This is a genomic window from Nitrospira moscoviensis (assembly GCF_001273775.1).
GTDB lineage: Bacteria > Nitrospirota > Nitrospiria > Nitrospirales > Nitrospiraceae > Nitrospira_D > Nitrospira_D moscoviensis.
Genome location: NZ_CP011801.1, coordinates 4,162,602 through 4,182,809, shown reverse-complemented (window position 1 = coordinate 4,182,809; position 20,208 = coordinate 4,162,602). Strand labels below are relative to the sequence as shown.

Genomic DNA, 20,208 nt, shown 5'->3' with positions numbered 1-20,208 from the left:
TCTTACTCGGGGAACGAACCTCCCTTGCGCTGGGGTGTCCCACGCAGTGACATCCCGGCGCAATATGCTCGGTACGTCAACTCTCCTTATGAGCCGTCTCTTCTCGTATCAAAGATCGGGTTTTCTCATGCTGACGGTATTGGTTCTATGGTCTTGTACCCGAGATTCAACCACCACCACTTCCCACGTAGGAGGAGCAACATCAGACAATCGACCTCCCGTCGTTCATTCCGTCACTTTTCTTCACAACCCTATACAGTTGAAAGGTCCTGTTGCCGTGCAGGTCCTCGCAGATGATCCGGAGCGGGAAGCAGTTTCGTTGCAATATCAGTGGTATGTCGACGATCTTCCTTTGGCCGGACAAACGAACCCACTGTTGCCTGCGGAACTTTTGCGGCGTGGTCAAATGGTGAGTGTGGAGATCGTACCGGTCGACAGCACGCAGAAGGGCAAACCCTTTAGGTCCTCAGCCATCGCGGTAGGTAACACGCCGCCTCAGGTCACTTCTGTCACCCTTGCTCCGCTCACGGCTCAGCCAGGTGAGAGAGTGGAAGCGCTTGCAGAAGCCAGTGACCCGGATCACGATCGGACGGATCTGACCTATCGGTGGTTCAGAAATACAACGACGGTGAAAGAGGGAACAGAGTCATATCTGGATACAACGGGATTTGTCCCCCGCGATCAGATCGCTGTCGAAGTCACGCCTTACGATCCGCAGGAGAGCGGGGGCTCGCTTCGCTCCATACCACTGATTCTGGGGAACCGTGTCCCGAAAATTGTTTCAGTTCCTCCGGCATCGACAACAGGAAGTCAGTACGAGTATAGGGTAAATGCGGTCGATCCAGACGGGGACCGCATCACCTACCAGCTGGAATCGGCTCCTCCGGGGATGATGATCAACGAGCAGTCCGGCCATCTAGCTTGGCCTATCCCTTCCAATCAGACCGGCACCTTTCATGTCAAAGTGCTTGCCAAGGATGAGCAAGGGGCGGCGGCGTTCCAGGAATTTGATCTGACCTTGGCCACTCCCTCCTCGCAATCGGCGGTGGGCGTAAAGTCCTGATCGCCTCTTGTGCTTGTCTCCCCGTTTTTTTCTCTGTTAGAATGCCAGCACCTATTTGGGAGAAACCACCACCCTCGTGCGTAAACTCAAACTCCGAGAAGGCACCGATACCGCGGCGCTGTTCGGTCATCATGACCGGCATCTGAAGTTGATTGAAGAGGAGCTGGGTGTGCGGTTGTCGGCTCGGGGGGAAGAGCTGACCTTGGACGGCCAGCCGGAGGCCACACGGCAGGCGGAACGAGTCCTGCTCGAGCTCGCCAATCTTACCAACGAAGGCATTTCGCTGCAGCCTGACGACGTGACTCATGCATTGAGCGCACTTCGCTCCGCTCCGGATTTGTCACTCCGCGACACGTTGAGCAGCGCCGCCACCATCGTGACCAAGAAGCGGTTTGTCGGGCCGAAGTCTCCCACGCAAAAAGCCTACATCGAAGCGATCGAAAAGCACGACATCGTGATTGCTATCGGGCCGGCCGGGACCGGGAAAACCTATCTGGCGATGGCGATGGCGGTCAGTGCGCTGATCAAGAAAGAGGTCAGCCGCATCATCCTGGCGCGCCCGGCGGTCGAAGCAGGGGAAAAGCTGGGTTTCCTTCCGGGAGACATGTATGAGAAGGTGAACCCCTATCTTCGACCCCTCTACGACGCATTGTTCGACATGATGGATATGGAGCGGGCGAACCGGTTGATCGAACGGGGCGATATCGAGATCGCCCCGCTGGCGTTCATGCGCGGGAGAACGCTCAACGATTCCTTCGTCATCCTGGATGAGGCGCAAAACGCCACGGCGGAGCAGATGAAGATGTTTCTGACCCGGTTGGGATTCCACTCCAAGGTGGTCGTTACGGGAGACATTACGCAGATCGACCTCCCGACGGATCGGGTGTCGGGGTTGATTCAAGTGAAGGACATTCTGCACGGCATCGACGGCATTCAGTTCATCTATTTTGACGAGAAAGACGTGGTGAGGCATCGCCTGGTGCAGGACATTATCAAGGCCTACGACCGGCATCAGTCGGCCGGTCAGGCGGCCCCAACGAGCCGCCCGGCTTCGTCTCGACCTTCGCCACCATCCGCCGTTCACAAGCCTGTTCAGTCGGCACCTGCGAAGAGGCCCTGGGGCCAATCTCATTAAATGGCCGTCTCTGTGGGCCTTCGCCTGCTCAAGGCAAGGATCAATCTTGCCGCGCTCACCCGTCTGGCCGATCGGGTGTTGGCCGCAGCCGGGGAAGTGGAATCGGAGCTCAGCATCGAGTTGGTCGGCGACGGTCGAATGCGGCGCTTGAATAGAACATATCGGAAGAAGGACCGCACGACCGATGTGTTGGCGTTCCCGATGCGCGAAGCAAGGAATCCTCATCCCGTCCTGCTGGGTGACGTCGTGATTTCGGTTCCGACGGCGGCCAGGCAGGCCAGGCAGGCCGGCCGTTCGCTGGACGAGGAGCTCGCCGCGCTGCTGATTCATGGCGTGCTGCACCTGTGCGGATACGATCATGAGCGAGGCGAGCGGGAAGCTCGTCGGATGGCGCGCCGCGAACGAGCCGTGTTTCGCGCCATAAGCCCGGTTCCACGTCTGGTCACCACACCAAATGCCGGCAGAAGAGGGACCCGTTGACGATGGGATGGTTTCAGCGGCTGAGCGACGGGCTCGGGAAGACACGCAGTGCTGTCAAACAGTCGCTCGATCGCTTCCTCGGTCGGCCGCCCGATCAAGCGTTGATCGATGACTTGGAGGCGTCGTTGCTCGGCGCCGATCTGGGGGCTCGCGTGGTGGATCGGTTGATCACGCAGGTCAATGAGCAGGCGCGGAGCGTCAGCGGGACGACGGTCGCGGATCTTCAAAATCTCCTGAGCCAAACTCTCTATGGCGTGCTGAAACCGGTCGCCGGCTCGTCGTTGGAAGAGCTCCTGAACAAGGGCCCGAAGCCCTTCATCATCCTGGTCGTCGGGGTCAACGGCGCCGGCAAGACGACGACGATCGCCAAGCTCGCGCAGAGATTGTCGCAGGCCGGCCGACGGCCGCTCCTCGTCGCCGGCGATACCTTCCGGGCGGCAGCGATCGACCAGCTGCAAGTGTGGGCCGACCGTGTCGGGGCGGAACTGATCCGCCAACGGCACGGCGCGGATCCCGCCGCGGTGGCCTTCGACGGCATTGTCGCCGCCAAGGCTCGCCACGCGGACGTGGTCCTGATCGACACCGCCGGCCGGCTCCATACGAAGTCGAACTTGATGGACGAATTGCGGAAAGTAAAGCGGGTCATCGGTCAGGAGTTGCCTGGCGCGCCTCACGAAGTCTTGCTCGTGTTGGATGCGACTTCCGGCCAGAACGCGCTGGCCCAAGCGCGCCAGTTTCATGAAGCCGTCGGTGTGACCGGACTCGCGCTCACCAAGCTGGACGGGACGGCGCGGGGCGGCATCCTGGTGGCGATCGCCGAGGAGTTGAAGATTCCCGTCCGCCTGATCGGCGTGGGAGAAGGCGTGGATGATCTGCAGGATTTCAATGCAGAGGCGTTTGTGGCGGCTCTCTTCGGTCAACCCGCCGGGGCGTCATAACCGCGCATTTTCTTTCTCATCGTACCGGCTTCGTGCTACCCTCTGTTCGTTCCATACGCCGCACGTGTGGCGGCGAATCGTGTGATCGGCCATGATCAAGATTCTTATTATTGACGACGACCAAATGAACTGCGACTTGCTGCAGAACGTCTTCACCCGCCATGGGTATCACGTGATCTCCGCCACCAGCGGACGGGAAGGGCTGGCCCTGTTCCGCAAACATGGCCCCCGGGTGACGCTGCTGGATCTGCGCATGCCCGAAATGGACGGACTCACCGTGTTGAAGGAAATCCGCGCGGTGGATCCTCACGCGCCCGTCATTATTTTGGGCGGAGGGGCGACGGAGGCGCAGGAGAATCAAGCCCGGGCGCTTCGTGTGACGGACTTCATCAGAAAAGGGTTGTCGCTGGATATCCTGGTCGAGGCGGTGAACCGCGTGTCCCAACTGCCGGCTCACCCGAACGCGACGCCGGGTCCCGCGCCGAACAGCCAGCCCGCGCCGCAATTGGATGAATCGGTCTTGGTCGTCGACGATGATCCCCTGGTGCGCGATCTGCTCGTCCAATTCCTGAGCCTGCGGGGCTACCGCGCGCTCGGGGTCAAGGACGGATACGAAGCGCTCCGCATGGTGGAAGACACGACGCCCGATGTCATCCTGCTCGATATGGTGATGCCCGGCATGGCGGGCATCGACGTGTTGCAAGCGTTGCGCGACAAGGAATATCCAGGCGGCATCATTATCATGACCGGCAGCCATAATGAAGAGTTGCTGGAAGACGCCTGGGCCTTAGGGCCCCAGGAAGTCCTGGTCAAGCCGATCGACCTCGAACGCCTCCTCACCGCCATCCAGCTTGTGCTGGTCTGCCGCGAATGTTAAAAACTTCCCGATGTCTATCGGGAAGTTGCTCAAGCCATCGCTCTCGCTGGTCATTATCTTCATCCTTTTTCCCCACCTTGGTCCGGTTGAGCCGGCTGCGGCTGCCACAATTCTTCAGCACGACTTGACGGTGGAACTACGGCCAGACTCGCATGAGCTACATGCACGCGACCAAATCCAAGTGGAGGTTCCAAGTCGCGAGACGACGGTCACCTTTACACTGGCGCCGTCGCTTCGCGTCGAGTCCGTTCTCCTGCAGCCCCGATCGCCGGGAGATGGGCCGGCACAGCCGGCGATCCCGCTGTCCTTCACGATCGAGTATCCCCAGCAAGCCTCGGCTCAGCGGATCGGGGTCAAGCTCCCGTCCATCGATGCCGGCCCTGCCACCTTGATCTGGTCTTATCGGGGAGTGATCGACGATCCGCCTAAAGAACCGCGCCATTTACGATTCGTGACTCCGAGCGAGACGGCCGGCCATATCGGCCCAGAGGGCGCGTACTTGAGCAGCGAGAGCCAATGGTATCCCGACATCGAAGGCTCGCTCAGTACGTTCCGCCTGTCGGTCGGCCTGCCGACCGGGTGGACGGTGGTGACGCAAGGGAAGCAGATCGACCAGGCGACGCGTGAGGGCAGGACTTGGTCCACGTGGGTGGTGAAAGACCGCTCAGAAGCGCTCACACTTGTTGCCAACAAATTCGTGACCACAACACGTGAGTGGAGCGGCCGAAACGGCCAGCGGGTCGAGCTGGCGACCTATTTTTTTCCGGACAATGCCGGCTTGGCCGATGAATATCTCGAGGCGACGGCGAAGTACCTCGATGCCTATGTGCCGCTGCTCGGCGACTATCCCTTCGAGAAATTCGCGGTGGTGGAAAACTTCTTCGCCAGCGGCCTCGGCATGCCGTCCTTCACGCTCCTCGGCAGCGGCAGCATCAAACGGCACTACGTGCAACCCTATGCGCTGGGCCACGAGATCGTGCACTCCTGGATCGGCAATTCAGTGTTCAATCGTCCCGGCCACGGCAACTGGGTGGAGGGTCTCACCACCTACTTGGCGAACTACTATTGGCACGAACTGGCGCAAGACTGGACTCAGGCGCGCGAGCAACGGCGGCTCATGATCGACTCGTACAGCTTGTACGTGACCCCGGAGGAGGAGTATCCGGTCGCGGCATTCACGAAAAAGAGCGATGAGAAAGACAGTGCGATCGGGTATCAAAAAGCCGCCTTTGTCTTTCACCTGTTGCGCCATGAAATCGGTGAGGAACCGTTTTGGCGCGGCTTGAAGACGTTCGTGAGCGGGTTCCGAAACCGCCCGGCAGACTGGGGCAGCCTTGAGTCGGTCTTTGCCCAGGTCAGCGGCCGGGATTTGCGATGGTTCTTCGCACAATGGGTGGAGCAGGGCGGCGCGCCCGTGTTGGCTTTGGAGCAAGCCGCGGCGGAGGAAGTTCCCGGCGCCGCGCCGTCCGAAGCCTGGAGACTAGCGGTGACCATCTCGCAAGGCGCCAGGCCCTTTCGCCTGAAGATTCCGTTGGAGATTGAGACGGCTGCCGCCACCGAAACCCGCTGGATGTCCATCGGCGGCTCCGAGCATCGAGCGGAAATACGTGTGGCCCACCGGCCGTCGCGCGTGCGGCTCGATCCGGAGCTGATGGTCTTTCGCCGGATGACCCGTGCCGAGTTGCCGCCCATGTTGAACGGCTTTGTCACCGATCGCCGGCGCACCGTGCTCACAGCGTTCCGCGATGCCGCGTCTCCGTTGGGCCAAGTCGCCGCGCGTCTGACGGAGCAGGAATCGCAATCGTCGGAGGCCGGCCGAACCGTCGTCGTCTCTGTCGGAGAGCCGGTCCCAGCGAGCGGCTCACTCTTGGTGTTGGCAGGGGCGGAGCGGCGTCAGGAGATTCAGGCGCTGATCCGGGACTCCTGCGGCGATCGTGTCACATTGGAAGAGAACGGCTTTCAGATCGACGGGCAGCGCCATAATGGGCCGGCGGTCGCCCTGTTGGTGTCCTGCCCTCGCGGCAACGTCCCTGGTAGTGTGGTCACGGTTCTCTACGGGGTGACGCCGCAATCGGTTGCCAAGGTGTCGCGGCTCTTGTTTTATTATGGCTGGCACAGCGTCGTCGTGTTCCAAGACGGTGCCGTCGTGATGCGAGCGGTGTGGGAGACCAGCCCGGATACGAAGGAGGTTCAGGTCCATGCGAATCGGTAAGGGGAAAGGAGCGGCGCTGTGCGGGGTTGTCCTCTGCGCGCTGCTCCCCGGAATCGGCATTTCTGCGGAGCCGTCCAAAAAGCCCAGCAAGGGCGCGGCGTCTGCTTCGGGCGAGCGCCATCTGGCGAATGTCCGCCAACTCACGTTCGGCCGCCAGAACGCCGAAGCTTATTTTTCATTCAGCGGCAACAAGCTGATCTTTCAGTCCACGAACAATTGGATGAAGGATTCCTTCGCCGCCACGCACCGGCCGGCCGATGCGGGGCTGGGGTGCTATCAAATGTACGTGATGGATCTGGAGAGCGACACCGTCCGGCTGGTGAGCACCGGCATGGGCGCGACGACCTGCGGGTATTTTTTCCCGGGCGACCGGCGGGTGCTCTATTCCTCGACCCATGCCGCCGGGCCGAACTGCCCGCCTAAGCCGAAGCGGGACGGCGCCTATCGCTGGGCGTTGGACGATTATGACGTCTATGCCGTGCGGATCGACGGGCAGGAAATGCAGAAGCTCACGTCGTCACCAGGCTACGACGCGGAAGCCACCATTTCGCCGGACGGCAAAACCATCGTCTGGACCTCCGTCAAGGACGGCGATCTCGATATCTATGCGATGAACCTCGACGGCACGAAAGTCCGCCGGTTGACCGATGAGGTGGGCTACGACGGCGGGGCCTTTTTTTCGCCGGACAGCAAGCGGATCGTGTATCGGGCGTCGCATCCCACCGCTCCTGCCGAGATCGACCGCTACAAAGAGTTGCTCGCGCAACGGTTGGTGGAACCGGGGCAGCTGGAGATTTTCGTGATGCAGGCCGACGGATCGAACAAGCGGCAAATCACGGCGAACGGCGCGTCGAATTTTTCGCCGTTCTTCCATCCGGACGGCAAGCGGATCATTTTTTCTTCCAACGTGGAAACGAGAGGAGAGGGCGGACGACCCAGCTTCCATTTGTATCTCATCAACGACGACGGCACCGGCCTGGAACGGCTCACCACCGAAGGGCAGTTCAACAGCTTCCCCATGTTCTCGCCGGACGGCAAGCGGCTGGTATGGGTGTCGGATCGGAATGCCAAGGAGCCGGGCGAGTTCAATGTGTTCCTCGCCGATTGGGCGCCGTAGGCAGTGATCAGTGACGAGTGACGAGTGATGAGTGATGGAGCAAGCCGAAGCGGCACACCGAAGCCTACCACCCATCACACATCACGCTTCACGCATCACTGCGTGAGGATCGCGCCGCTCACCTCGTCCTGCATGGCGTTAGGCATCGTGTTCTGGGGCCTGCTGCAGCTCGACCTGCCGATTATCCATTATCTCCGCACGGTCACCACCCATCGGGCAGGCGAGCAGCTGACGATTCCGTGGATGGCCGTCACCAGCGACGTGGGCAACTGGATCGGTGAGGGCTGGCACCTGGCGGCGGTCAGCCTGGTGCTGCTGGCGGCCGGATGGATCGTGTCACAACCCCGGCTGACGAAGGCGGGAATCGACACCGCCATCGCGCACGGCCTGGCTGCGTTGCTGTCGAACGGGTTGAAGCACTTGATCGGCCGGCCGCGCCCGAAGTTTGTCCATTCGGGGGAGTGGCAGTTGACGCCGACCTTCGCATCCGGCCTGGATTCGTTTCCCTCCGGCCATACCACCGCCAGTTTCGCCGTCGCGACCGCGCTCGCCAAGCGGTTTCCCGCGTACGGTCCGCTCTTTCTCGGCGTGGCGGCCTTTGTCGGACTGAGCCGTGTGCTGCGCGGATCGCATTTTCCCAGCGACGTGTTCGGTGGGGTCGTGGTCGGCGTGGTGAGTGGCGCCGTTGCCACCCGTCCGTGGAAACAGTGGCGCACGTCGCTGGAAGAAGGACTGCGGCAGGCCGCCATCGGAACGACGGTCGTGTTCTCCTTCCTCTGGACTTTGGCGCGGCCCGCCGATGAAAGCCTGAGCGGCGCGGTGCTGGTGGGACTCGGCCTGCTTGCCGTGGTGAGCGGTGTGTGGCTACGACGACGACACAGGTGGGCTGACGATCGGCCTGCGCCGGAGCAAGTCCGGGAGACTTCGTCCCGTCTGCTCATCGCCTATGGCCTGGCCTGCATGACGACCGCTCCGTTGGTCATCGCCGCGGCCGGGTTTGCCTGTGTCACTTACTGGCTGGCACAGATGAAACAGGATCCCCTTGCCGAGCCTCCCTCATGGACGCGACGGATGGTGACGGAAGGAGCAGTCCTGGCGACCTTGCTGCTCGCCCTCTCAATCTTGTTTCAAGCACGGGGAGTCCTGCCGTTTCAGTGAGGTGATGGGTGACGAGTGATCCGTGATGAGTGATGGGTGATGAGTAGGAAGGAGTTCATCCGTTCCGTGACTCATCACCCATCACTCATCACGGATCACTGTTTCTCAATGTCCGAGGACCGGGGGAACCGCCGAAGGCGGTGGCGGCGCGCCCTCGGGAATCTTCACCATCGGTTGGCTGGAGAGTAAGAGATACCCGTAGCGTTTGAGGATCGGCTGGAAGGTCGCCGCTTCGGTCGGCAGCGAGCGTTGCATCGTTTCCGGCAAAAGAATCATCGTCCGCCCCTCGTGGGCCAGGCTCTCGCGCAGCCGTTCGGTCTCATTCGCCGGAATGAAGAGCACGTGGCGTCGGGCGTAAAAGGCCAGCGAGGGTCGCGTCGAGCCATACGCGATGAACGGCTCACTGGGATTGAGATTCAAGCCGGCCGCATAGGCCAGCTCCTGCGGAGGAGCGATGAAAATGCGATTGATCCCCGGCATGATGAGTTGCGTCACGATCAAGATGACGCACGCCAGCGAGGCGCCCGCCGCCCAGAACGCGCCCCCGCGGCGCTGCTCCGACAACCCGAAATAGCCCACCAAGGCCATGCCGATCAGCAGCATCGTGGCAGCCGCATACGGACCGATGCCCAACGTGAACTGCGTCGCCAAGGGAAATTCCTTCACCAGCTTCGCGGACAGATAATTCTCATAGGCCCACGGCAGCGTCGCAAAGGCGCCGGCCAGCAGGAAGCCGAGCAGCATCACGGTGTGGATGGCCGCGTACGCGCCTGTCGTGTTCGGGACCGTGACGCAGCGCGACCAATACAAAGCCGTCAGGATGGCGGCAGCCGGGAACAGCGGACCGATGTAGTGGGGCAGCCGCGTCGACGAGAGCGTGAAAAAGACGAAGGTCCCGAGAATCCAGAGGGCGGTGAACCACTCCAGCTCCCGTATCCCGCTGTCCCGCTGTCCCGCTACCCCGTTGTTCCGCCAGCTTCGATAGGCCTGGTACCAGGCGAAGGGCAGCCAGCCGGACCATGGGAAAAAGCCGATCAGCAGGACCGGCACATAGAACAAGAAGGAGAAGCCGTGTCCCTCCATCGGATTCAGGAACCGGCCGACCGTATTGGCTTGGGCCGCCGCGGCATAGTCGCTGCCGTGCAATCGCCACATGGTCACATACCAGGGGAGCGCCAGCAGCGCAAAGACGACAGTCCCCGCCAGCGGCTTGCCCTCACGCCAAAATGGCCGCCATTGTTTCGTCGCCGTCAGGTACAGGGCGATGGTGAGCAGCGGCACGAGAAAGCCGACCGGCCCCTTGGTGAGCGTGCCGAGCGCCATCGCGATGTACAACAGCCAGAGCCAGGCAGGGTGCCGATCCGCCGCCTGAAAGCCCAGCCAAAATGCGTACAGCGCCAGCGTCGTCAAGAAAATCAGCACGCTGTCGGTCAGCGCCATGCGGCTGAGGCTGATGATCTGGAGATTCAAAAGAAGCATCAGCGCGCCGATCAGGCCGGTGACCGGATCGCGGAGACGCGTCAGAAACCAATAGGTCATCATGATGAGCGCCAGGCCGAAGACCGCCGAAGGCAGACGCGCGGCCCGTTCATTCACACCGAAGAAGTGGTAACTGGCGGACATCAGCCAATAGACCAAGACCGGCTTGGCATACCGGGGCTCGTAATTGAAGGTGGGGCTGATCCAATCGCCGCGTTCCAGCATCTCCCGGCCGGCCTCCGCATTGCGGCCTTCGTCGCGGTCCGTCAGGCCGGTCGAGCCGAGCCCCCAAAAGAAAAAGAGCCCGCTCAACAGGACGAGCACAGCGAGATGAAGAGGGGCGCGGGCCGTGGTCATCGGGGTACCGGTCCGTGGCGGTCCATCAGCCCTGCGGCGGGGCGAGGGTGGAGGCTTGAGAAGCGGCGGGCCGGTAGATCAACATGAGATTGCGTATGTACACCACCGCGCCGACGCTCTGGCCCGCGATGAACACCGGGTCGCGCCGATAAATGGCGTAGGCGAGCGTGATCAAACCGCCGATCAGGCTCATGTACCAGAAGGAGATCGGCACCCGGCTCTTGGAGCTGCGCTCGGACGCCACCCACTGGATGATCCACCGGCCGAAGAACAATCCCTGGCCGAAGAAGCCGATCGCGATCCAGATGGTTTCAGTGGGCGTCATGGGAAGTGACGAGTGACGGGTGACGAGTGATGGGTTTCCGGTCGAGAGAACGGATAAGGGCGACGAGCATCTTTCTGGTTTCATTGAGGAGATCGATGGGGCGCTTTTCGATAAGAAATCCCATGCGCTCAGCCAGGAAGAGTTGTGTTTTCAAGTTCTGCGGCGGATCCTAACGCAATATAGAGATAGTGGACGAACTCTTTACTGGAACGACGCGCTGCTCCCTCCGCGATGTTGCTCGGAATAGAAACCGCGGATCGTCTGGCTTGTAGGCTCAGACCGTAGATCTCTTCCTTCGGGAACCCCGCGGTTGCTTGATAAACGTTGATGGCAAGCTCCATGGACCGCTGCCAGACTTCTAGTTGTTTGTGGCTTTGAATCGGTTCTGCTCTCGTCACTCGTCACCCGTCACTTGTCACGGAATTTGTACCGCAACACCCGGCCTTGCATCCAGCGGACGGCGATCAGATCGTAGAGGCTTTTGAAGAGACGATTGCCGACCCCGTACTTGGAGACGCCGTGCGCGCGGGGATAGTGCCGGACCGGCACTTCGGTCACCGAGAAGCCGTGCATCAGCGCCAGCGCGGGGAAAAACCGATGCATGCCGGTGAACAGTTGCAGCTTCTCGACCACGGCGCGGCGGAAGATTTTGAGGGAGCAGCCGGTGTCATGCACGCGATCGCCGGTCACCGCGCTCCGCACGCGGTTGGCGATCCGGGAAGAGAGCTTGCGAATGAGATTGTCATGGCGCGTCGTCCGCCATCCGCAGACGAGATCGTAGGATCGTGTCAGCGGCAGCAACGTGTCGATGTCCGCCGGATCGTTTTGCAGGTCGCCGTCCATCGTGATCACCAGCGCGCCGGTGGAATGCTTGAAGCCCGCGTCGAAGGCGGAGGATTGCCCGTAGTTCCGGTCGAAATGCAGCACGCGGACGGCCGGATAGTTTCTCGCCAGCTCGTCCAGCAGCTCGCTGCTGCCGTCCGTGCTGCCGTCGTCCACGTACCAGAGCTCGTACGGCGCGGTCCGCGATTCATCCCGCGCGTCCAATACCTTGAGGACCCGCTCCGTCAGCGGCGCAAGGTTGTCCCGCTCATCCTTGATGGGAATGATGACCGAGGCCCACGGGCGGGGAGATAGCGTCATGGCGAGCGAAGACTCCGGCAATGCAACCACGCGGCATTCTAACGAATGGTCAAAAGAGCGTCAAACGGGCGACGTGATGCGTGAAGCGTGATGAGTGACGGGTGATCGGCTGACCCACTCGCCCCTCTCGCCTCTCGCTCTCGTACCGCATCAGCCGACGACCACCCGCCGCTCCGCATGGGCAAAGGTCGGATCGTTCGACACGAAGATGATCGACCACGGTTCGTCTTTCGAGCAGAGGCGCCGGAGAATGACCTCACGGACCGACGGCACCATGCTGTGGAACGTGCCGTCGACGATCAGGACGTACGGGCGGATCACGATGGCGCGCGCCAGCAGGAGCCGCAGGGTCTGGCTCAAGGTGAATTGGCCGCCATGTCCGGTCACCGGCGTCGAGAGGCCGTCGGGCAGCGCGTCGATCTCGTCGTCCAGCTCGACGAACTGCAACGCCCACTGCACATCTTCATACCGGATCGAGGGCCGGCCCAATGTGATGTTGTCCTCGATCGTGCCCTCGAGGAGCGTGGGCTGGGAATCCAGCATGAGGCTGCGCCGTGAATCGACGGAGCGCAGGTCCACTTCGACGAGATTCACGTCGTTGTAGAGCACGGCGCCGGCGGTGGGCGCCATCAGGCCGGCGAGGACTTTCGCCAACGCCGTCTTTTGGGTGTTGGTGCGGCACAGCATCATGACTTTCTCGCCCGGCGCCACCTCCACATTGACCTCCTCGAACAAGAGGGGCGCGTCCGGGTAGCCGAACGAGACATTTTTCGCCGACACGCGGATGCCGGCTAAGCCGAAATCGTCGACGGGGATGACGCTCTTGTGGCCCGACCGGTCCTGGGGCAGTGAAAAGAACGCGTTCATCTCGCGGAACGAGACGAACGCGAAGAACATGTGGACCATCCGGCGTGCCAGCGTGTCCATGTTCAGCAGCAAGTTGCCGGCGATCAATTCGGCCGCGGCAAACTGGCCGACGGTCAGCTGGCCGATCGACACCAGCATGCCGGCGGTGGCGATCATGCCGGCGTGCCCGGCGGCTTGCCACAGGGTCGCGGCTTTGTATTGGCGGCCGGTGAGCAGGTCGGACCGTCGCTGGCGCACCCGCACATACGCCTGAGTGAGGGCATCGGTACGGCTCAGCAGATAGGGGCTGTACCCCGCGGCGCGCAAATGGGGCAGATTGGCCGCGATGTTTTGGATCCAGTGGTAGAGCTCGTAGTGCAAGCGCGACATCTCCAGCGTGATCAGAAAGCCGCCGCGTCCGAACACGGTCAGCAGCACGAGAAAGCCGGCGATCAGTGTCACGTTGTACAGGAGAAAATAGGGGTGAAAAAAGACCAGCAAACCCATGCCGATGGAGCCGACGACGGCCACGTTGAACAAGTCCGCCACCATGGCGACGAGCGCGCGCGTCAGCAGGTCGGCTTCGGCGAACCGGTTGGCGTGCTGCGGTAAAAACGATTCTTCCTGCAGGCGCGGCAGGGTGTCGGTGAAGGCGATCGCGATCCGCGTGTAGATCCGCTGCTGCAACGTTTCCACCGCGCGGGCCTGCAGGACGCGGAAGGACGCGGCGCCGGTGAGGGCCAGGCCCACGATGGTGGCCAACGTAAAGATCATGATGGGCTCGACGGCGAACGAGAAGGTGCTCACCAGCTCCTGCACGGCAATCGGTACGCAGAGCATGAAGAGGCCGATCGCCACGGCATAGGAGGCGATGATGCCCAGCATGTGGCGTTCGAGCCGGACGAGCAGCTCCAACTGCCGGAGGATCCCGCCGACGATGTCGCGAAGCTGGTATTGCGCAAAAGGCTGATGCATCTCGGCTGCTCGTGCTGGGATGATCCCCTCACCGTTACCCCCCACCGTGGGGAGAGGCGAGGAGAGGGGGATTCTCGACCCCCCCAAAAAAAAGCTCCTGCCGACGCATGTCGGCAGGAGCGGCTCTCTCAACCCAAGCTCCTACCGGTTCGGCAAGGTAGGAGTTATCAGCCTCAGACCCTCTCCAAGGCGGTTCCGGTGAACCCCATCACCGTGGATTTATCACTCTGCTTATATACGCCGGGCGCCGGGACGTCAAATCAGAAAGTGATGGGTGACGGGTGATCAGTGATGCGTCATGACTGAGAACGCCGAGCCGCTTCGCCTTTTTGCGGGCTCATCACGCATCACGCATCACTCATCACTTCCCAATCGTGAACCGCATCGTCCCGACGAGGCTCATGTCGTTGACCTGCTCGCCGGCGTGGATTTCCACTTTGTAGCGCCCCGGCTTCCAGCCCCCGTCCGGAGGAAACAGCTTCAAGTAACCGGTTTCATCCTCCAGGGCGATGTACATGGCGTCTTGGCCGACGAGGGTCTGTGTGGAAAGACCGGGGACGTCTTCGGGATAGCAGCGACCGAAGACTTGGAAGGCCTGGTAATGCTGATGGAGCTGAAACACGATGAAAATCGCCGGCGTGTCGGGCGAAAACCGCTCCGTCGGCTTCACCGGCACGATCTCATGTGTCCGGCGAAAGCCCAGCTCTTCTTCGAAGCCTTCCGCCGTGGTGATGGAGCGAAACATCCCCTCCGGCGGCGCATCGAAGTTGTACGGCTTGGCATCCTGCGCGCGGTTCTGAAACTCCGGAATCGGGAGATTCTTGGTCAAGGGCAGGTCCTCGGCCCAGGACAGGGAGACGGGGAGAGATAGGGGGAGAGATAGAATGATCGCGCAGACCCCGACGAGCCTCATGAGAAAATTTGGTACACCTCCGGTGTCCGGGCTGTCAAGGAGACCCCTCAGCCCTCTCCCACTGTGGGAGAGGGCGGGGGTGAGGGGGCGGCTGACCGTTGCGGCTGTTTTCAACCCTCTGTTAGAATCCCCCGACTTTACTCATCACGCATCACCCATCACTCATCACGAGAATTGTCTATGCTGCAAGACGCCGATGCTCTTCCTCAGCTGATCGGGGACTATAAGCCGCTCGACCAGTGGCAAGCCCATCTGAACCAGCTCTTCTACGGTCTCCGCGGCGACAGGCTTCGCTCCTATTATCAGACCTTCGCCTCGGCGGATTATCGGCTGGCCCACGCGTTGGCGGCCGATTACTTCGAGCGCGTCACCAAAAGGGAAAAAGACGGCGTAAGGGGTAAGGGGGTAAAGGGGTACGCTGATACCCCGCTACCCCGTGACCCCGCTACCCCGTTAGTGATTCACGAATGGGGCCCCGGCAACGGCAACCTAGCCGCCTGCTTCCTCAGCCATCTCAAGGCCATCGACAAGCAAGGAGCCGTCTATCCCCGCGTCCGCTATGTGCTGGTGGATCGGGAGCAGCCGGTTCTGGACGCGGCCGTGGCGCATCCCGAGTTGGCGGCCCATCGCGATCGGGTGGAGTTGCTGCCGGCATCCGTCGAGGGGCTGGCCTCGGTCCCCGACGGCACGGTCGACCGCATCATCTGCAACGAGCTGTGGAACGATCTGCCGACCAAACTGATGGCGAAGAACGCCGGCGACATCGAGGAAGAATATCTCCGCCCCAACCTCAGTGAGTCGCTCCACGCCAAGATCGACGACTGGTCGACCTTCGTGCGGGCCTTTGAGGCCAAAGATGTAGACACCCTCAAGCGCTTTCCGCCGTTCCTCGACGACCTCGTGTGGGAGAAAGAGTACCGCAAGGTCGAATGGAAGGATGTGCCCTATCGAAAGACGATCACCGAGTTCTTGAAGCCCATCGACGACCAGGTGCTGGTCCCGGTGAATCTGGGGGCCTTCGCCACGATCAAAGAGGCGAAGCGGCTGTTGGCGCCGGGCGCCGTCGGCTTCAGCAGCTTTGACGCCGGGACGGTCGACATGAAGGTGCTGAACGATCCGGACAAGCCTTGCTACGGGCAGTTCGGCGGGCAATACAGCTTCATGATCAATTTTCCCTTGGTGGAGGCGGTGGCCAAACACCTCGGAGCGGCGCAGATCGCCGTGGAGCTGCAGCACGAGTTCGTCGGCCGCTCGCTGAACACCAACGTCATCACCCTGATGGATCTGCTGGCCACCCATCCCTCGGCGGGGCCCAAGCTGCAGCCCTGGGAGCAGGATCGGCTGGCGCTGAAGACCATCAAGGCGCTCAACGAGACGTATGAAAGCCCCTATGCCCGGCATCTCGATTTTCCGCTTAGAAAAGACATGCCGGCGGAAGAACGCGAAACCCTGAACGGCATGCTTCTCTCCATGAAGCGCGAAGGGATTCCCGACACGGTCGCGTACATCACGGAAGAAGAGCTGACCAGGGCGGCCAAGGATTTGGAGGACATCGGGTACGATCCCGACACGGTGGACATCGCGCTCACCGCGCCGCCCAGCTCGATCGAGTACTACCATTGCTCGTTCTCTTCTCGGTAGCCCTCCCCTCCTCCACGCGCTTCTTCCCTCCCTCCCACGTGCGTCTTCACCCTCTCCCCTGGCGGGAGAGGGGAGGGTGAGGGGGACAGAGTGAGCGGCGACGACCCTAGGTGAAACCCTAGTTATCAACTCGCGACCGTGGGCAGGATCACCGGGCAGTTCGGTGGGTCCGTTCAGACCTCGCGCATGCAACTATGCACAAGACAAGGAGGTTCCCGGAAATAAGTCTTGACATGTTCTTGAAACTTCTATAGCCTCTCCCGCGATTTGGGGGAAGCTCCCAACTTTTGTAGGTGGATACGAATGTTGTTGGGCTCTCGTTCAGATCGACACCGACCTACAAGTCGATCACTCATCGCACGTCCCGTATCCCGTTCCACGGACCACCCTTTACGTTTCACGAGGCGATAAATGTTTGGCTCATTTGGCTGGATGGAATTGATGCTGATTTTGATCATCGTCTTGATCATCTTCGGCGCGGGCAAGCTCCCCCAATTGGGAGAAGGCCTGGGAAAAGCCATCAAAGGATTCAAAAAGACCGTGCATGAAGCCGATGCCATCGACGTGACGCCGGGCGACCAGCCGCCTACCGGGCAGCCCACCCCCCAGGTGACCGCCCAGCAGCCGACCGCCCCGCCCCCGCAGGCACCGGTGCCCAATGAACAGGCGAAGCAGGGTTAAACAACAGTGACGAGTGACGAGTCACGCGTGACAAGCCGGGCGGAATTGAAGCTACTCGTCACCCGTCACTTGTCACCCGTCACAGGTACTACACATGTTTGGACTAGGCGCCGGCGAAGTACTGATCATTCTCATCATCGCGTTCCTGTTGTTCGGGCCGAAGCAGCTGCCGGAAGTCGGCCGGCAGGTCGGCAAGGCCGTCAAGGGCTTTAAAGAGACGGCCGAAGACCTCCGGAAGTCCGTCGAGCCGGAGATCAACATGATCCAGCAGGAAGTGAAGATGGTCGAGCAGGATTTCCAGGCCTCCATGAAAGAAGCGGAAGAGGAAATCAACGCGGCCGGCCAGCAAGCGGAGCAGAAGTCGATCTCCGACAAATCGGCATGAGGGATGAGTTATCGGTAATGGGTAATCGAAGAAAGTTGACCGGGGCGGTGACTTTCTAAGCATGGATTACGCATCACTGATGATTCGTCGTGTCCACTTCTCCTCGAAGGGAGGTGACGGGCTAAGCAGCACCACGTAGAAAATTAAAAAACAGAAGCGTGAAACGACTTTTCACGGTATAGCAGTGAGCATGAGCGAAAGGCGTGGGCACACAGGCCTTTCGGTCATCGAGTGAAATGAGACCACGTCTCATCATAGTGGAGAGCGGTTGGATCTCAAGTCGGCAACCCGTCTGTGGCGGTAACGCGCGCGGGGGTTGTCATCCAATTCACAGGAGGAACGCTATGAAACGCATTCAAGGACGGATTGGGTGGGCCAGTCTGGCCACCTTCTTCACCGCCGCCGTCATGGCAGCGGGCCTGTCATTCAACAGCGCCCCAGCCCAGGCGGCCTTCGAACTGCCGGAAGGAGAAAAGATCACCAACCTCCCGGCCATCCCGCGAGCCATCCCGCAAAAAGAAGCCTACGAGCTGTACGACCCGAAAATCGGCAAGAACTTCGACCTCAAGAACTTCTGGATGCGCGCAGACCTCCGCGTGCGTCCGGAATGGCGGAACAACGTCTGCTTCGGCGGCGGCGTGCCGATCGGTGGTGCATGTAACTCATTTGCGGCGGGAACGGCAACCAATCGGAACCCGGGTAACAAGGCCAACGACGCGTATGTGCAACAGTGGGTGCGATTGGGTCTGGGTTACGACATCTCCCCGGATGTCAACTTCTACATGGAAATCATCGACGCGGCTGTGTGGGGCGCGAACGGATTGGCGACCAATGCAGGGAACGGCGGAGATCCGCTGCTTCATAATGGTCAGACTTGCGTTACGAATGCCGCAGGAGTTTGTAATACAGCCGGGAACGGCGGCCGCTTGGGTGTTCGGGCTGCGTACATGTTGATCAGGAACTTTGCCGGCGTCCAGGGTCTAAGCGTAAAGGCCGGTCGGCAGTACGTGATCTTCGGGAACCACTCTCTCTTCGGTCACTTTGACTGGGCGAACACCGGCTACTCCCATGATGGCGTCATGCTCCAATACAGCACCAAGGCTTGGGACAGCTACTTGGGCTGGTTCCGCAACTCGGAAGGTGATCTAGCGCAGCACTCTCCGGTTGGGAGCCTGGGCGGTCCAATTGCCGGAGCAGCCACGAACGGCCAGGATGGGAGCCGCGACGCCGACATGGTCATTTTCTATAACCAGATCAAGTCGGTGCCAGGGTTCTTGATCGAACCCTACTATGTCTACTATTCGAATCGATACGGCTCGAACGATAACGCTGGACAGGGTTTGGGAACGGCAAAGCACTCGAATCAAGTCCGCCACATGGTGGGTAACCGGATTGAGATGCGGAAGGGTAATTTCGATTTCATCAACGAAACAGCGTACCAGTTCGGGTCCATGGGCGATAACGCCGGTGCGAATGCGGGCTTTGGACAACAGCGCAACCTGCATATCAATGCCTGGGCAACCAGAAACTGGATCGGCTACACGGCTTACCAGATGGCTTGGAAACCACGGTTGGCGTTCAACTTCGACTACGCTTCGGGCGACGGGCGTGCAAACTGCACCCTTCCCGGCGCTGCCACTGGTTGCTCGACCGCCAATACATTCGAAAACTTCTTCCCGACAAATCACATCCATATGGGCTATATGGACGTGCAAGCCTGGAAGAACATGCTGAGCCCGGCGGCTAACTTTCAAGCCAGGCCGACCAAGAACGACCACATCGAAGTGTGGTACACCCACCTGAATCTCGCCAGCTCCAAGGACAACTGGTATCGCGGGGCGCAGGGTGTGTATGTGTTCTCCAAAGCGAGCAACACCAAGACCCACATCGGGCAGGAAGTGGACTTTACGTGGACCCATATGTTCATGGATGGCAAGGTCGCCTTCCAGGCCACCTATGGGCACTTGTTTGCCGGTGGATACCTGGCGGAAAACTTGGGTACCAGCAATGACCAGCAGTGGGCCTATGTCCAGCTCTGGACGAACTTCTAGAGCGTAGCACCCTCACCCTTCCCTCTCCCAATTTGGGAGGGGGGTAGGGAGAGGGCGCCAGCTTCACGAACAAGAGACGCGTGACGCGCTGATCCGCAGCACGCTCCGACCACGAAGGCCCCGCGGGCGATCCCCGCGGGGCCTTCTGCGTTTGAGAGAGGTACCCCAGAAGGATGGCAGCGGGCTTGCGTTGACTATGGTCAATGACCATGGTAGCGTCTCACCATCATGAGCCGGAAAAAAGTGACGGGTATCGAAGAGGTGTCCATATCGGAGTTTAAGGCGACTTGTTTGGCCTTGCTCGCGAAGGTGAAGCGGACGAAGAAGCCGATCTTGGTGCTACGAAAGGGCGAACCCATCGCGCAAGTTGTGCCGCCTCCGCCTCCTGCGGTATCGCCGACATGGCTGGGTTCTTTCTCGGGCACAGGTGAA

18 protein-coding genes and 1 riboswitch are annotated in these 20,208 nt (G+C 60.8%); of the genes, 12 read left to right on the top strand and 6 right to left on the bottom strand.

Annotated elements, in window-relative coordinates; translation table 11 throughout:
- Positions 1-127 precede the first annotated feature (127 nt).
- The 8 genes from NITMOv2_RS20405 (at position 128) to NITMOv2_RS20370 (ending at position 8,980) form a co-directional block, all read left to right on the top strand.
- Positions 128-1,063, top strand: a complete 936-nt coding sequence (locus NITMOv2_RS20405) for a putative Ig domain-containing protein (RefSeq protein ID WP_145976455.1) — start codon at positions 128-130, stop codon at positions 1,061-1,063.
- 76 nt (positions 1,064-1,139) lie between these two features.
- Positions 1,140-2,198 carry a PhoH family protein gene (locus NITMOv2_RS20400; protein ID WP_053382178.1) on the top strand — a complete coding sequence of 353 codons (1,059 nt, stop codon included), beginning with the start codon at positions 1,140-1,142 and terminating at the stop codon, positions 2,196-2,198.
- Positions 2,199-2,678: an rRNA maturation RNase YbeY gene (gene ybeY, locus NITMOv2_RS20395; protein ID WP_053381610.1), complete on the top strand. Its 480-nt coding sequence runs from the start codon at positions 2,199-2,201 to the stop codon at positions 2,676-2,678.
- Positions 2,679-2,680: 2 nt separating this feature from the next.
- Positions 2,681-3,616 carry a signal recognition particle-docking protein FtsY gene (ftsY, locus tag NITMOv2_RS20390; RefSeq protein ID WP_053381609.1) on the top strand — a complete coding sequence of 312 codons (936 nt, stop codon included), beginning with the start codon at positions 2,681-2,683 and terminating at the stop codon, positions 3,614-3,616.
- Between the two features lie 91 nt (positions 3,617-3,707).
- A complete protein-coding gene (locus NITMOv2_RS20385) occupies positions 3,708-4,493 on the top strand; it encodes a response regulator (RefSeq protein WP_053381608.1) in 786 nt (261 codons plus the stop codon).
- Between the two features lie 181 nt (positions 4,494-4,674).
- Positions 4,675-6,705 carry a M1 family metallopeptidase gene (locus tag NITMOv2_RS20380; RefSeq protein ID WP_053381607.1) on the top strand — a complete coding sequence of 677 codons (2,031 nt, stop codon included), beginning with the start codon at positions 4,675-4,677 and terminating at the stop codon, positions 6,703-6,705.
- Positions 6,692-7,822 carry a PD40 domain-containing protein gene (locus NITMOv2_RS20375; protein WP_083448256.1) on the top strand — a complete coding sequence of 377 codons (1,131 nt, stop codon included), beginning with the start codon at positions 6,692-6,694 and terminating at the stop codon, positions 7,820-7,822. Before NITMOv2_RS20380 ends, NITMOv2_RS20375 begins: the two co-directional genes overlap by 14 nt.
- 27 nt (positions 7,823-7,849) lie before the next feature.
- The gene (locus NITMOv2_RS20370) at positions 7,850-8,980 is read left to right on the top strand and encodes a phosphatase PAP2 family protein (RefSeq protein ID WP_083448255.1); all 1,131 of its coding nucleotides are present in this window, start codon (positions 7,850-7,852) and stop codon (positions 8,978-8,980) included.
- Positions 8,981-9,085: 105 nt separating this feature from the next.
- On the opposite strand, the gene NITMOv2_RS20365 is transcribed toward NITMOv2_RS20370, so the two are convergent.
- From NITMOv2_RS20365 to NITMOv2_RS20345, 6 genes are all read right to left on the bottom strand, one after another.
- Positions 9,086-10,816: an ArnT family glycosyltransferase gene (locus NITMOv2_RS20365; protein WP_053381605.1), complete on the bottom strand. Its 1,731-nt coding sequence runs from the start codon at positions 10,814-10,816 to the stop codon at positions 9,086-9,088.
- A gap of 25 nt (positions 10,817-10,841) precedes the next feature.
- A complete protein-coding gene (locus tag NITMOv2_RS20360; RefSeq protein ID WP_053381604.1) occupies positions 10,842-11,141 on the bottom strand; it encodes a lipid-A-disaccharide synthase N-terminal domain-containing protein in 300 nt (99 codons plus the stop codon).
- Positions 11,142-11,269: 128 nt separating this feature from the next.
- Positions 11,270-11,482: a four helix bundle protein gene (locus NITMOv2_RS24320; RefSeq protein ID WP_202967277.1), complete on the bottom strand. Its 213-nt coding sequence runs from the start codon at positions 11,480-11,482 to the stop codon at positions 11,270-11,272.
- 67 nt (positions 11,483-11,549) lie between these two features.
- Complete coding sequence (locus NITMOv2_RS20355) at positions 11,550-12,284, bottom strand: glycosyltransferase family 2 protein (protein ID WP_053381603.1); 735 nt, start codon at positions 12,282-12,284, stop codon at positions 11,550-11,552.
- 150 nt (positions 12,285-12,434) lie between these two features.
- On the bottom strand, positions 12,435-14,105 hold the full coding sequence (locus tag NITMOv2_RS20350) for an ATP-binding cassette domain-containing protein (protein WP_053381602.1): 1,671 nt from the start codon (positions 14,103-14,105) through the stop codon (positions 12,435-12,437).
- A gap of 151 nt (positions 14,106-14,256) precedes the next feature.
- Positions 14,257-14,327, bottom strand: a riboswitch (Fluoride riboswitch).
- Between the two features lie 139 nt (positions 14,328-14,466).
- Complete coding sequence (locus NITMOv2_RS20345; RefSeq protein ID WP_145976453.1) at positions 14,467-15,018, bottom strand: hypothetical protein; 552 nt, start codon at positions 15,016-15,018, stop codon at positions 14,467-14,469.
- A gap of 180 nt (positions 15,019-15,198) precedes the next feature.
- Here NITMOv2_RS20345 and NITMOv2_RS20340 point away from each other — a divergent pair, with 180 nt between their 5' ends.
- From NITMOv2_RS20340 to NITMOv2_RS20325, 4 genes are all read left to right on the top strand, one after another.
- On the top strand, positions 15,199-16,659 hold the full coding sequence (locus NITMOv2_RS20340; RefSeq protein WP_053381600.1) for an SAM-dependent methyltransferase: 1,461 nt from the start codon (positions 15,199-15,201) through the stop codon (positions 16,657-16,659).
- A gap of 411 nt (positions 16,660-17,070) precedes the next feature.
- Positions 17,071-17,340, top strand: a complete 270-nt coding sequence (gene tatA / locus NITMOv2_RS24570; RefSeq protein ID WP_053381599.1) for a twin-arginine translocase TatA/TatE family subunit — start codon at positions 17,071-17,073, stop codon at positions 17,338-17,340.
- 94 nt (positions 17,341-17,434) lie between these two features.
- Positions 17,435-17,725: a twin-arginine translocase TatA/TatE family subunit gene (gene tatA, locus NITMOv2_RS20330; RefSeq protein ID WP_053381598.1), complete on the top strand. Its 291-nt coding sequence runs from the start codon at positions 17,435-17,437 to the stop codon at positions 17,723-17,725.
- 344 nt (positions 17,726-18,069) lie between these two features.
- Positions 18,070-19,776 (top strand): alginate export family protein, encoded by a 1,707-nt coding sequence (locus NITMOv2_RS20325; RefSeq protein WP_053381597.1) that lies wholly within the window; start codon positions 18,070-18,072, stop codon positions 19,774-19,776.
- Positions 19,777-20,208 lie beyond the last annotated feature (432 nt).

Bases quoted from the DNA above. Each gene is read 5' to 3' on its own strand.
- NITMOv2_RS20405 (WP_145976455.1), top strand. From the start codon at position 128: ATGCTGACGGTATTGGTTCTATGGTCTTGTACCCGAGATTCAACCACC.
- ybeY (WP_053381610.1), top strand. From the start codon at position 2,199: ATGGCCGTCTCTGTGGGCCTTCGCCTGCTCAAGGCAAGGATCAATCTT.
- ftsY (WP_053381609.1), top strand. From the start codon at position 2,681: ATGGGATGGTTTCAGCGGCTGAGCGACGGGCTCGGGAAGACACGCAGT.
- NITMOv2_RS20385 (WP_053381608.1), top strand. From the start codon at position 3,708: ATGATCAAGATTCTTATTATTGACGACGACCAAATGAACTGCGACTTG.
- NITMOv2_RS20375 (WP_083448256.1), top strand. From the start codon at position 6,692: ATGCGAATCGGTAAGGGGAAAGGAGCGGCGCTGTGCGGGGTTGTCCTC.
- NITMOv2_RS20370 (WP_083448255.1), top strand. From the start codon at position 7,850: ATGAGTGATGGAGCAAGCCGAAGCGGCACACCGAAGCCTACCACCCAT.
- NITMOv2_RS20365 (WP_053381605.1), bottom strand. From the start codon at position 10,816: ATGACCACGGCCCGCGCCCCTCTTCATCTCGCTGTGCTCGTCCTGTTG.
- NITMOv2_RS20360 (WP_053381604.1), bottom strand. From the start codon at position 11,141: ATGACGCCCACTGAAACCATCTGGATCGCGATCGGCTTCTTCGGCCAG.
- NITMOv2_RS24320 (WP_202967277.1), bottom strand. From the start codon at position 11,482: ATGGAGCTTGCCATCAACGTTTATCAAGCAACCGCGGGGTTCCCGAAG.
- NITMOv2_RS20355 (WP_053381603.1), bottom strand. From the start codon at position 12,284: ATGACGCTATCTCCCCGCCCGTGGGCCTCGGTCATCATTCCCATCAAG.
- NITMOv2_RS20350 (WP_053381602.1), bottom strand. From the start codon at position 14,105: ATGCATCAGCCTTTTGCGCAATACCAGCTTCGCGACATCGTCGGCGGG.
- NITMOv2_RS20345 (WP_145976453.1), bottom strand. From the start codon at position 15,018: ATGAGGCTCGTCGGGGTCTGCGCGATCATTCTATCTCTCCCCCTATCT.
- NITMOv2_RS20340 (WP_053381600.1), top strand. From the start codon at position 15,199: ATGCTGCAAGACGCCGATGCTCTTCCTCAGCTGATCGGGGACTATAAG.
- tatA (WP_053381599.1), top strand. From the start codon at position 17,071: ATGTTTGGCTCATTTGGCTGGATGGAATTGATGCTGATTTTGATCATC.
- tatA (WP_053381598.1), top strand. From the start codon at position 17,435: ATGTTTGGACTAGGCGCCGGCGAAGTACTGATCATTCTCATCATCGCG.
- NITMOv2_RS20325 (WP_053381597.1), top strand. From the start codon at position 18,070: ATGAAACGCATTCAAGGACGGATTGGGTGGGCCAGTCTGGCCACCTTC.